General features: G+C 75.0%; 10 protein-coding genes. 3 read left to right on the forward strand and 7 right to left on the reverse strand.

The window, feature by feature from the left end; translation table 11 throughout:
• Positions 1-3: 3 nt before the first annotated feature.
• Positions 4-1071: an NADH:flavin oxidoreductase/NADH oxidase gene (locus GA0070213_RS27900; protein WP_091071131.1), complete on the forward strand. Its 1068-nt coding sequence runs from the start codon at positions 4-6 to the stop codon at positions 1069-1071.
• A 39-nt stretch (positions 1072-1110) separates the two neighbouring features.
• Here GA0070213_RS27900 and GA0070213_RS27905 read toward each other — a convergent pair whose 3' ends face one another.
• The 5 genes from GA0070213_RS27905 to GA0070213_RS27925 all read right to left on the reverse strand — a co-directional run bounded on the left by GA0070213_RS27905 (position 1111) and on the right by GA0070213_RS27925 (position 9093).
• Positions 1111-4617: an ABC transporter ATP-binding protein gene (locus tag GA0070213_RS27905; RefSeq protein ID WP_091071133.1), complete on the reverse strand. Its 3507-nt coding sequence runs from the start codon at positions 4615-4617 to the stop codon at positions 1111-1113.
• Between the two features lie 90 nt (positions 4618-4707).
• Positions 4708-5301 (reverse strand): TetR/AcrR family transcriptional regulator, encoded by a 594-nt coding sequence (locus GA0070213_RS27910; protein WP_091071134.1) that lies wholly within the window; start codon positions 5299-5301, stop codon positions 4708-4710.
• Between the two features lie 10 nt (positions 5302-5311).
• A complete protein-coding gene (locus tag GA0070213_RS27915; RefSeq protein ID WP_091071136.1) occupies positions 5312-7462 on the reverse strand; it encodes a YhgE/Pip domain-containing protein in 2151 nt (716 codons plus the stop codon).
• Positions 7459-8154: an ATP-binding cassette domain-containing protein gene (locus tag GA0070213_RS27920; protein ID WP_091071138.1), complete on the reverse strand. Its 696-nt coding sequence runs from the start codon at positions 8152-8154 to the stop codon at positions 7459-7461. The genes GA0070213_RS27915 and GA0070213_RS27920 overlap by 4 nt, the downstream gene beginning before the upstream one ends.
• Positions 8155-8253: 99 nt before the next feature.
• Positions 8254-9093, reverse strand: a complete 840-nt coding sequence (locus tag GA0070213_RS27925; protein WP_091071141.1) for a GNAT family N-acetyltransferase — start codon at positions 9091-9093, stop codon at positions 8254-8256.
• A gap of 137 nt (positions 9094-9230) precedes the next feature.
• On the opposite strand from GA0070213_RS27925, the gene GA0070213_RS27930 reads away from it, so the two are divergent.
• Positions 9231-9815, forward strand: coding sequence for a PadR family transcriptional regulator (locus GA0070213_RS27930; RefSeq protein ID WP_091071143.1), 585 nt, complete (start codon positions 9231-9233; stop codon positions 9813-9815).
• Positions 9816-9867: 52 nt separating this feature from the next.
• Here the strand turns inward: GA0070213_RS27930 and GA0070213_RS27935 are convergent, their stop codons facing one another.
• The gene (locus GA0070213_RS27935; protein WP_091071146.1) at positions 9868-10686 is read right to left on the reverse strand and encodes a class I SAM-dependent methyltransferase; all 819 of its coding nucleotides are present in this window, start codon (positions 10684-10686) and stop codon (positions 9868-9870) included.
• 128 nt (positions 10687-10814) lie between these two features.
• Here GA0070213_RS27935 and GA0070213_RS27940 point away from each other — a divergent pair, with 128 nt between their 5' ends.
• The gene (locus GA0070213_RS27940; protein ID WP_091071148.1) at positions 10815-11489 is read left to right on the forward strand and encodes a winged helix-turn-helix transcriptional regulator; all 675 of its coding nucleotides are present in this window, start codon (positions 10815-10817) and stop codon (positions 11487-11489) included.
• A gap of 58 nt (positions 11490-11547) precedes the next feature.
• Here the strand turns inward: GA0070213_RS27940 and ispG are convergent.
• Positions 11548-12315: flavodoxin-dependent (E)-4-hydroxy-3-methylbut-2-enyl-diphosphate synthase (gene ispG, locus GA0070213_RS27945; RefSeq protein WP_091063152.1), on the reverse strand; the 768-nt coding region annotated here is incomplete at its 5' end.

Raw genomic sequence — 12315 nt, forward strand, 5'->3', positions numbered from 1 at the left:
ACCATGAGCGCCCTGTTCACCCCGCTCGCCCTGCGCGGCGTCACAGTGCCCAACCGGATCGCGCTGGCGCCGATGTGCCAGTACAGTGCCGGGCCCGACGGCCTGCCCACCGACTGGCACCGGGTGCACCTCGGCGCCCGCGCGGTCGGCGGGGCCGGGCTGGTGCTCAGCGAGGCCACCGCCGTGGTGCCCGAGGGGCGGATCACCCCGCAGGACGTCGGCCTCTGGTCCGGCGCGCACGTCGACGCGTGGCGGCCGGTCACCGCGTTCGTCGCCGGTCAGGGCGCGGTCCCGGCCGTGCAGCTCGCGCACGCCGGGTTCAAGGCGTCGACGTACCGGCCCTGGGCGGCGGAGCGCGGCGGCGTGCCGGACGCCGAGGGCGGCTGGACGCCGGTCGGCCCCGGAGGCGACCCCTTCGTGCCCGACTACCGCACGCCGGCCGCGCTCGACGAGGCAGGCATCGCGCGGGTGGTGGACGCCTTCGCCGCCGCCGCCGGGCGGGCGCTGGACGCCGGGTTCGCCGCGGTGGAGATCCACGCGGCGCACGGTTACCTGCTGCACGAGTTCCTGTCCCCGCTGACCAACCGGCGCACCGACGGCTACGGCGGTGACCGGGCCGGGCGGATGCGGCTCACCCTGGAGGTGGCCCGCGCGGTCCGCGCCACGGTCGGCGAGGCGGTGCCGGTGCTCACCCGGATCTCCGCCACCGACTGGACCGACGGCGGCTGGACGGTCGAGGACAGCGTGGTGCTCGCCGGGGAGCTGGCCGCGGCCGGCGTGGACCTGGTCGACGCCTCCTCCGGCGGGGCGTCCGCCCGCGCGTCGGTGCCGGTCGGTCCCGGCTACCAGGTGCCGCTGGCCGCCCGGATCCGCCGCGACGCGGGCGTGCCGACCGGCGCGGTGGGCCTGATCGTCGAGCCCGAGCAGGCCGAGCGGATCGTCGCCGACGGCGAGGCGGACCTGGTGCTGCTGGGCCGGGAACTGCTCCGCGACCCGTACTGGCCGCGCCGCGCCGCCGCGAAGCTGGGCGCCACCCCGGCCTGGCCGGACCAGTACGCCCGGGCCTTCTGACGGTCTCCCGCCCCGCCCTGGGGAGGGCGGGGCGGGAGGTCAGCCGGCCAGGTGGTTCCAGCGGGGCTCCAGGTCGGACCAGGCACCTTGGTCGGCGACCACGCCGTCGACCAGCACCACCACGTGGTCGGCGCGGACCAACGCGGCCCGCTTGGCGGTCGAGCCGACCACTGTCACCCCGTGCTCGCGCAGCGCCGCCCACAGCGCCAGCTCCGTGGTCACGTCCAGCGCCGACGACACGTCGTCGGCGACCAGCAGTTCGGTACGCGGGGCGAGCGCCCGGGCCAACGCCAGCCGCTGGAGCTGGCCGCCGGAGAGCCGGGTGCCCTTGTGCCCGATCAGCAGCCCGAGCCCGCCGCCGGCCGCGGCCAGGTCGTGTTCGAGCTGCGCGGTCGACACCGCGCCGGCGGCGTCCACCGGGTGCCCGAGCGCGATGTTCTCGGCGACCGTGCCGGAGAGCACCCGGGGCATCTGACCCACGTAGCCGACCTGGTTGGGCCGCAGGAACAGCTCCGGCTCGGTGACCGGTTCGCCGTTCCAGCGCAGCGCGCCGACGTGGTGCACGATCCCGGCGAGCGCCCGCAGCAGCGACGACTTGCCGGCGCCGACCGGGCCGACCACCAGCACCAGCTGCCCGCGTTCGACCACCAGGTCGACGTCGCGGACGGCGAGCGTGCCGTCGGAGTGCAGCGCGCCGAAGCCGGCCAGCTCCAGCCGGCGCAGCGGGTGCCGGGGCGGCGGCTCGGGTGCCGGCGCGGTGCCGGCGGCCAGGTCGAGCCCGGGCACCGCCGCCGAGTAGGTGCTCATCCCGGCCATCTCCACGGTCCGCCGGGTCCACACCCGCGCCGACGGATACTGCGACACCAACGCCGCGGTGGTCCACGCGAACCAGCGGGCCGCGCCGAGCGTGGAGACCGCCACCAGCGTCGCGCCGGCGGAGAGCCCACCGGCCAGGTAGAGCGCCCACGCGCCGATCGGCAGCAGCCCGCTCGCGATCGACGGGGTGGACCGGGCCCACACCTGCATGGCGATCTCCCGGCGCTGCCGCTCGCTGCGGATGACGTCCAGCCCGGCGAGGTGGTCCAGCACCGGGCGGGTGGCACCGGCCAACTTCACCGTGCGGGCGGCCGACAGCGAGGAGACCAGCGCGGTGGCGAACGCGGCACGCGCCTTCACCGTGCCGGCCGCGGTGCGTTCCAGCCGGGGCCCGAACAGCGTCGCCGCCAACCCGGAGACCACCATCGTGCCGACGAAGAACGCCGCCGGGATGAAGCTGCCGGTCACCAGCGTCATGGTGAGCACGATGGCCAGCGAGATGAACTGGTCCATCAGGTTGTCGGCGAGCTGCACCACCCGGTCGGTGTCGCCGCCCTGCGCCACCACCTCGGCCGGGGTGTGCCCGCTGACCCGGCGTGCGCCGGTCTGCCCGTGCACCAGCCGGGCGCTGATCCGCAGCATCTGCCGGATCCACCAGTGCGGGAACCACACGTTCGTCAGGTAGGGCAGCGGCAGCACCACCAGCAGCGCGGCGGCGATGCCGAGCGCGGGCAGCCACGGGTCGCCGCCGCCGACCACGTCGGCCCAGAGCCACGGCAGCACCGCGCCGTCCAACCCGAGCAGCGTCATCACGATGAACAGGGAGACCGCGGCCAGGCCGTACCGGGGGTCGTTGACACCCAGCCGGAGGATCTCCCGCATGGTCCGCGCGCGCGGCGCGGGCGGCGCCGGTGGCGGTTCGACGCGGGGCACCGCGCCGCGCCGCGACGGGGTGGACCCGTCCGGCGCGTCGGCCCAGTCGGTGGCGACCGGCTCGTCGGCCCAGCCGGGCCCGTCGAGCAGTTCCACGCCGCCGCCGCGGGCGCCGGTCCCGGCGTACGCCCCGGCGTGGCTGGTGGCGAGCAGCTCGGCGAAGCGCGCGGACTCACGCAGCGGGCCGGCCTCCAGCACCGCCCCGTCGGCCATCACCACCACCTCGTCGCAGCGGCGCACCGAGGAGAGCCGGTGCGCGATGACGATGCCGATCCGGTCGGTGAGCAGCCGTTCGGTGGCCTGGCGGACCCGGTTCTCGGTGACCGGGTCGAGCCGCGCGGTGGCCTCGTCGAGGATCACCACGTGCGGGTCGCGCACCAGGATCCGGGCGAACGCCACCAGTTGCTCCTGCCCGGCGGAGAGCACGTGCCCGCCCTCGCCGAGCCGGGTGTGCACGCCGTCGGGCAGCTCCGCGATCCACCCGGCCAGGCCCAGCTCGGCCAGCGCCCGCTCGGCGGCGCCGAGCAGCTCCGGGTCGAACAGCGCCACGTTCTCGGCGAGCGTGCCGGCGAGGATCTCGGTGCGCTGCGGCACCACGGCGATCCACCGGCGCAGCTCCTCGACGTCGAGGTCGACCAGGTCGACGTCGCCGAGGAGGACCGTGCCGCGGGGCACCTCCACCGCCCGGGTGAGCACCTTGGCCAGCGTCGACTTGCCCGAGCCGGTGCGCCCGACGAGCGCGTAGGAGCGGCCGCGGGTGAAGTCGAGCCGAACGTCGCGCAGCGCCGGGCCGCGTTCGTCCCCGGCGGCGGGGTAGCGGAAGGTGAGCCCGCGCACGGTCAGGTCACCGTCGGCCGGGGCGAGCCCGCCGACCGGCTCCTGCCGTGAGCCGGCCAGCAGTTGCACCCGGGCCCACGCGCCGAACGCCTGTTGCAGGTGCGGCACCCAGCGGGCGATGTGCTCGACGGTCGCGCCGAACGCGATCGCGAGCAGCCAGACGGCGGTGAGCCGGGCGGCGTCGACCCGGCCGGTGGCGAGCGCCCACGCGCCACCCAGCACCACGCCGACGATGCCGGCCCGGACGCCGCCGGCGGCGAGCGCGGTGACCCGGCCGGAGAGCCGGAACACCCGGTCGCCCCGGGAGATCACCGCGGCCGCCCGGCGGGCGTAGAGGCGCAGCACGTAGGGCCGGGCCAGGCTGGTGCGCACGTCGTCCTGGCCGTGCACCGCCTCCTCCATCACGGCGGCGAGGTCCGACCACGCCTCCTCCTCGGCCATCCGGGCCGGGGCGATGCGGGCGGTGGGGCGGCGCAGCACGACCGCGAGCAGGGCGGTGAGCAGCACCATCCCGACGCCGGCCGGCCACCAGACGACGAGCGCGCTGACCGTGGCGAGCACGCAGACCGCGATGCCCTGCGCCAGCCGGACGCCGGTGTTCCGCATCTCGGCGGCGACCTGGTAGACGTCGTTGTCGATCCGGTCGAGCAGTTCGCCCACCGGGGTGGTCTCCAGCGCCGGCAGCTCCTGCCCGAGCGCGACCCGGCAGAGCCGGCGGCGCACGTCGGCGGACCAGTCGGCGGTGAGCCGGGCCATGATCAGCCCGATCACGAGGTCGGTGACGACCGCGGCGACGAGCGCCACGGCCAGCGCCACGAACCAGCCGGACGAGCGGTGCACGAGCACCGGGCCGGCGAGCGCGGACGCGGCGGCCTGGCCACCGGCGCCCAGCACGATCAGCAGCAGGACGGCCGCCATCCGCCGGGGTGCGGTGGCCCAGAGGTCTCGGAGCAGGCGCATAGGACAGTCCTCCGGACTCGGACGGGTGGGGGCGGTGATCCCAGCCTTCCCGTCCGGGCGGCCCGGTTCAAACGAATTACCGCGTTCCGGTCAGGTCTGGGCGACCCGGCGGACGATGCCGAGCAGCGACTCCTGCACGTCGGCGATCGGCCGGTCGGGCTGGAAGACCAGCCAGTCCACCGCCACCACCAGTCCGACACCGAACAGCGCCGAGCTGGCGGTGCGGACGTCCAGGTCGTCCGGCAGGTCGCCGCCGGCCACCCCGGCCCGGACGGTCTCGGCGATCACCTCGATCGCCTCGCCGCGCAGCAGCCGCAACGTCTGCTGCCACTCCCGGTTGGTGCGCCACATCTCCGAGAGCAGGAGCTGGGCGAACGCCCGGTAGCGGCGGATGTAGTCGAGTTCGGCGCGGACCAGCGCGGCGAGCGCCTCGCGGGGCGGCAGACCGTCGACGGCGGCGCGGAACTCGGCGGTGAGCAGGCCGATGCCGTGCCGCAGAAGCTCCTCGAAGAGGACGGTCTTGGACTCGAAGTTGTAGTAGACGGTGCCCTTCGCCACCCCGGCCCGGGCCGCGATGTCGTCCACGGTGGTCGCCGAGAAGCCCTGCTCGGCGATGAGCTCGACCGCCGCCACGAAGAGGCGCTGACGGGTGTCCTCCCGCCGGCGGGTCCGTCCGTCCGTCACCGGCCCATCCTCACATGGTCAGTTCGGGGTGCAGCTTGGCCGGGGTGAGCCGGCGGGACCGGCGCGCCGAGCCGACGGTGAGCGCCAGCGCGCCCAGGCCGAACGCGAGCAGCACCAGCGCGCCGGTGACCACCGGCCCGGCCGGACCGCCGTTGACGGTGTGCCGCAGCCCGCTCACCACGTACGTCATCGGCAGCCAGGGGTGGATCGCCTGGAAGAAGCCGGGTGAGGTCTGCACCGGGTAGGTGCCGCCGGACGAGGTGAGCTGGAGCATCAGCAGTGCCAGCGCGGCGAGCCGGCCGGCCGGGCCGAGCGCCACGCCGAGCAGTTGCATGATCGCGGTGAACGCCAGCGAGGCGAGCGCGAGCAGCCCGAACGTCGCCGCGCCGTGCTCCGGGTCCAGCCCGAGGGCCAGCGTGACGACCGTGTAGAGCACGGTGACCTGGGCCAGGCCGATCGCCGCGGCGGGTAGCCAACCGGCGAGCACCACCCGCCAGCCGGCCGCGCCGGACATCACGTGCCGCCGGTTGACCGGCCGCAACAGCATGTACGTGATCATCGCGCCGACCCAGAGCGCCAGCGCCAGGAAGTACGGGGCGAAGCCCACCCCGTACGAGCCGGCCGGGTGCTGGGAGTCGCGGATCAGGCCGACCGGGTCGGCGAGCACGTCGGCGCGGCTCGAAGCGTCGTCGTACCCGGGTAGTTTCTTCTCCCCGGCGGCGAGCCCGTCGGCGAGGTCGCCGGCGCCGCCCTCCAGCCTGGTCAGCCCGTCGGCCAGTTTGGTGCTGCCGGTGCCGAGCTGGTCGAGGCCGCCGTCGAGCTGCCGGGCGCCGGTGGAGAGCCGGTAGAGCCCGCCGCGCAGCTGGTCGGCGCCGGTCGAGGCGGCGCCGAGTCCGTCGCGGAGCTTGGCGCTGCCCTGGGCCAGCGTGCCGAGCCCGCCGGCCAGCTCGTCGACCTTGGCGCGGGCCGAGGCGACGTCGTCGGCCAGGTGCGGCGCGGCGGCGGCCACCTCCCGGGCGGTCTTCGCGACCTCGGTCATCTGCTTCTTCAGCGCGGCCAGGTCGGTCCGGTCCAGCGCGGACCGCAACGCCTTCGCCTGGGTGACGGCCTGGCCGGCGGCCTTGCGGGCGGCGGCGAAGTTCGGGTCGTCGGCGAGTTCGGGGTGGTCCTTTGCGACCGCGTCGAGCCGGTCGGAGATCTCCTCGGCGAGGCCGACCACCTCGTCGGCCTTGGCCGGCAGCGCGTCCAGGCCGTCGGCGAGCTGCTGCGCGCCGGTGGCGACCGCGGTGGCCGCCTGCTGGATGCGGTCGGCGTTGCGGCGCAGCACCGGCTCGTACTTGTTCGCGGCGGCGTCGACCTTCGCGGCGGCGGCCTTCGTCTCGGTGGCGGCCCGGCCGGCGCCGTCGGCGAGTTGCGCCGCGCCGGTCCGCAGTTGGTCGAGGCCCTTGGCGAGCTTGTCGGCGCCCTGGACCGACTGGTTCAGCCCGCCGGCGAGCTGCCCGGCGCCCTTCTCGGCGTCGCCGAGCCCGTCGGCGAGTTGACCGGCGCCCCGTTGCGAGGTGCCGAGCCCGTCGGAGATCTTCCCGGCGCCGTCGGCGGCGCGGCCGGTCTCGGCCTTGGCATCGGTGAAGCCGATCAGCATCTTGTCGAAGTACGAGGCGGCGGTGCTCTCCGCGGCGGCGGCCCGGATCTCGCTGAACGCCGAGCGGGCGAGCAGCCCGGAGAGGTAGTTGGTGGCGTCGTCGTTGACCACCTTCAGCTCGCCCTGCCGGGCCGTCCGGTCCGGCTCGGGGCCGGCGGCGAGGGTGGCCGAGAAGTCGGCCGGGATGGAGAAGACCAGGTGGTAGCGGCCGTCGCGCAGGCCCTTCGTGGCGTCGCGCTGGTCGGTGACGGTCCAGCCGAAGACCTTGCGGTCGATCAGTTCGTCGGTGAGGTCCCGGCCGGCGTGCACCTCGGTGCCGTCGCTCGCCGTGGCCGGCCGGTCGGCGTTGACCAACGCGACCGGGATCCGGTCGAGCTTTCCGTACGGGTCCCAGAAGGCGTAGAGGTAGAGCGCGCCGTAGAGCAACGGCACCACGGTGAGCACGGCGAGCGCGGCGCGCGGCAGCCGGCCCCGGGTCATCCGGCGCAGCTCGAACAGGGCGAGTCGCAGGACGCTCACGCGGGCACCTCCACGGCGGTCAGGGCGGGGGTGGGCAGGGCCGGGTCGCCGATGCGGTGCACGGTGGCGGCCGTCCCCTCCTCGACGGCGCGGGCGCTGGCGATCACCGCGTACCCCTGGCCGGCGAGGCGTTCCAGCGCGGCCCAGATCCACTGCCGTTCCGGGCGGTCGGCGCCGGCGTCCACGTCGTCGGCGACGATCAGGCTGGGGCCGGCGAGGCTGGCCAGCACCAGCCCGAGCACCTGTCGTTCGACCGGGGTGAGGTCGCGGCCGTACCGGTCGGGGTCGAGCGGGGCGTCGGTGAAGCCGGCGCCGGCGACGGCGGCGGCGTAGGCGTCGCGGCGGTAGGCCCGGCGGGCCCGCACCGCCGCCACCGGCACGAGCTGACGGCGGCGGCGCGGCACCGGCCCGAGCAGCAGCAGGCGTTCGGTGAGGTGCTCGGCGACGGTGAGCGTCGGGTCGGGCTCGTGCACGCCGGCCACCTGGCCGAGCGCGGCCGGGCCGCGGCGGCGCAGTTCGCCGTGGCTGTGCGGGAAGCGGCCGGCCAGGGCGAGCAGCAGCGAGGTCCGCCCGCTGCCGGGTGGCCCGGTCACCGCGTGCAGCTCACCGCGCTCGGCGGTGAGGTCGACGTCCCGGTAGACCCAGCCGCGCCGGGTCCGCAGACCCAGCCCGGCGGCCTCGACGATTGTCATCCCACCCGCTCCGACTTCTAGACTGACTGGTCAGTACAAAAACATGACCAGCATAGCGTCGGGTGTCCGGTTCGAGGCAACACGAGGAGAGGGTGATCCTCAGAACAGCACGGTGGCCAGCGTGCCGACCGGGCGGAAGCCGCAGCGCTCGTAGACCCGGCGGGCCGGCAGGTTGAAGTCGTTGACGTAGAGGCTGACCGTGGGCGCGACCCGGGCCAGCGCGTCGCGCACCACCGCGGCCATGGCGGCGGCCGCGATGCCCCGCCCGCGCCACTCCGGCGCCACCCAGACGCCCTGCACCTGCGCGGTGCGGCGGGTCACCACGGCCAGCTCGGCCTTGAAGACCACCCGGCCGTCGACGAAGCGCGCGTAGGCCCGGCCGGCGCGCACCAGCTCGGTCACCCGCCGCCGGTAGCCGCGACCGCCGTCCTCCGCCATCGGGGAGACGCCGACCTCCTCGGTGTACATCGCCACCGCCGCCGGGAAGAGCCGGTCGACCTCACTGCCCCGCACCCGACGCACCTGCGGGTCCGGCGCCACCGGCGGCACCGCGTCCGTGGCCAGCAAGGGCTGGTTCGGACGTACGTCCCGAGCCGGCCCCCAGTGCGCGGAGAGGCGGTCCCAGAGGCCGAGCACCGCGTCGGCGCGACCCACGATCGAGGAGCAGAGCCGCTCCTCCTCGCCCAGTTGCTCGGCGAACGCGGCCACCGCCGACTCGGACGCGAGCACCGGGGTCAGGTTGCCGCCCAGCCAGCAGATCGACTCCAGGTTGCGCCGGGAGCCGTAGCCGAGGATCCGCGCCTCGGCCCGCCACCAGGCCAGGCCGCGCGCCGCCACCCGCTCGGCGACCTGCGCGCCGGCGTACGGGTCGGCGTCGAGCAACCGCTCGACCGCACGGCGCTCCGACTCCCCCAGTTGGCGTACCGGCATCGTGAGCACGCTTACCAGCCTGCCAGATGCACGCGGTGACCCGCGGGCCGACCGGACACCTCGTCAATCCGATCGGGCGTCTTGTCGGCGATGCGTTGGCGATATATCGTTGATGCATCAGCGATACTCGACAGAAGGAGAGCCCGATGAGTTTCCACCGACACGTGCACGCCCTGCGCGACGAGATGCACCGGCACGGCGGCTTCGGCTTCCCGCCCGTACCTCCGCCCCCGCCGTTCCCGCCCGGACCGCACGGCCACGGACGCGGCCGGGGTGGCCGCGGGCGCGGGCGGCGGCCGAACGTGCGTGGTGCCGTGCTGGCCCTGCTCACCGAGCGGCCGATGCACGGCTACGAGATGATCCAGGAGATCGACTCCCGCACCGGCGGGGCCTGGCGGCCCAGCCCCGGCTCGATCTACCCCACCCTGCAACTGCTGGAGGACGAGGGCGTCATCGCGACCGCCCCCGACTCCGACGGCGGGCGCAAGCGGTTCGCCCTCACCGAGCAGGGTCGGGCCGAGGCGGCCGAGGCGGCGCAGACCCCGCCCTGGGCGGAGTTCGCCGAGCAGACCGTCAACAGCTGGCACGACATCCGCGACGCCGGCACGCAGGCCATGAACGCGCTGCGGCAGGTGATGACCACCGGCACGGACGACCAGCGCGCCCGCGCCGCCCAGGTGCTCGACGAGACGCGGCGCAAGCTCTACGCCATCCTCGCCGAGTCCGAGTGACCACCGGCGCGCCTGACGGCACACCGGCCGGCTCCCCGGCCGGTGTGCCGGGTCAGGCTCGGCGCGCGGTCACCAGCAGGTACTCCCACCGCATCACGCCGTCGACCAAATGCCGGTCGGCCAGGTCGAGCAGCGCCCGGTCCAGCGCGGCGGTCCGCTCCGGGTCGTCGGCGTTGGCCCGGTAGACCGCCACCGTCGGCCCGTAGTGGGCGGCGAAGAAGTCGCGGAACTCGGCCGCCGTGGCGAAGCGGTTCACCACCACGGCGTCCCGTCCCAGCGTGAGCGCGCTCACCCGGTCGCCGAACAGGTCCCGCACGTGCTCCTCGTCGCCCCAGAGCGGAGGCGGCTGGGCGCCCGGCGGCGGTGGCGGCGCGTACGGCCGCATGGCCGCGAACAACTGCCCCACGAACCCCTGCGGGGTCCAGTTGACCAGGCCGATCGTGCCGCCCGGCCGACAGACCCGGAGCAGTTCGTCGGCGGCCACCCGGTGCCGGGGCGCGAACATCACGCCCACGCAGGAGAGCACCCGGTCGAACTCGCCGTCGGCGTACGGCAGGGCCTCGGCGTCGGCCTCCTGCCAGGTCACCGTCAGCCCGTCCCGCTCGGCCCGCGCCCGACCGATCGCCAGCAGCTCCGGGGTCAGGTCGCCGGCCACCACCTCCGCCCCGGCCCGCGCCGCCGGCAGGGCCGCGTTGCCGGTGCCGGCCGCCACGTCCAGCACCCGGTCACCCGGCCCGACCCGGGCCGCCCGGACCAGCGTCGCCCCCAACTGGGGGATCACCTGCTCGGCCACCGCGGCGTAGTCGCCGAGGGCCCACATCCGGCGGTGCCCGGCCTTCACGGCCGCGTCCCGTTCCCGTTCCTCGATCATCGTCGGCTCCTCACCCGTCGTGCCTGACCAGGACGTTAGGCAACGGAACACCGGCCCCCCAGTACGAGATCTGTACCGCTCCCGACAGGTCGCTGGCCGGGCTACCAGGCCGCGCGTACGGTGCCGGCATGGGCGCCTCCTACCACCAGTTCTGCCCCGTGGCGAAGGCCATGGAGCTGCTCGACGAGCGGTGGACGCTGCTCGTCGTGCGGGAGCTGGTCAGCGGCTCGGAACGGTTCAACGAGCTGCGCCGGGGCCTGCCCCGGATGTCACCCACGCTGCTCTCCCGCCGCCTGCACCAACTCGTCCGCGCCGGCGTGGTGGAGCGGCGGGTCGACGGCGCGGACGTGCGCTACGTCCCGACCGCCGCCGGCCGGGAACTACGACCCGTGCTGGAGGCGCTCGGCGCCTGGGGGGTGCGCTGGATCGGCGAGCTGGGCGATGCCGACCTCGACCCGAAGCTGCTGCTGTGGGACATGCACCGGCACGTCGACCACGGCGTGGTCCCGCCGGGGCGTACCGTCGTGCGGTTCCGCTTCCGCGACGTGCCGGCCGGGCTGCGCGACTGGTGGCTGGTCATCGCCGACGGCGAGGCCGACGTCTGCGACCAGGACCCCGGGCACGACGTGACCGTGACCGTCACCGCGGACCTGCGCGCCCTGGTCCAGGTCTGGCTGGGTGACCTGGGCTGGCCGGCGGCGCTGCGCACCGGCGCGGTCGAGGTGGCCGGGCCGGAGACGCTGCGCCGAGCGGCGCCCGGGTGGTTCACGCTCTCCCCGTTCGCCGCGGTGCCCCGGCCCTGAGACGGCGCGTGCGGCCGCCCCGGTGAGGGGACGGCCGCACGGCGACGCGGAGAGACGGTCAGTGGACGGTGACGGTGGCGCCGCCGGGCAGCAGCTCGCGTAGTTCTTCGGGGATCTCGGCGCCCATCTCGTCGGCGATGCGCAGCGCCTCCTCGATCAGGGTCTCCACGATCTGCGCCTCGGGAACGGTCTTGACGACCTTGCCCTTGACGAAGATCTGACCCTTGCCGTTGCCCGAGGCGACACCCAGGTCGGCCTCGCGGGCCTCACCCGGACCGTTGACCACGCAACCCATCACCGCCACCCGCAGCGGCACCGGCAGCCCCTCCAGGCCGGCGGTGACCTCCTCGGCCAACTTGTAGACGTCCACCTGGGCCCGACCGCAGGACGGACAGGACACGATCTCCAGGCCACGCTCGCGCAGACCCAGCGACTCCAGGATCTGGTTACCGACCTTGATCTCCTCCACCGGCGGCGCGGACAGCGACACCCGGATCGTGTCGCCGATCCCCTCGGCCAGCAGCGCCCCGAACGCCACCGCCGACTTGATCGTGCCCTGAAACGCCGGACCCGCCTCCGTCACACCCAGGTGCAACGGATAGTCACACCGCTCGGCGAGCTGCCGGTAGGCGCGGATCATCACCACCGGGTCGTTGTGCTTCACCGAGATCTTGATGTCGCGGAAACCGTGCTCCTCGAACAACGAGCACTCCCACAACGCCGACTCCACCAACGCCTCAGCCGTGGCCCGCCCGTACTTGGCCAACAGCCGCTTGTCCAACGAACCGGCGTTCACCCCGATCCGGATCGGCACCCCCGCATCCCC

Origin of the sequence: Micromonospora humi (genome assembly GCF_900090105.1) — a bacterium.
Taxonomy (GTDB): domain Bacteria; phylum Actinomycetota; class Actinomycetes; order Mycobacteriales; family Micromonosporaceae; genus Micromonospora; species Micromonospora humi.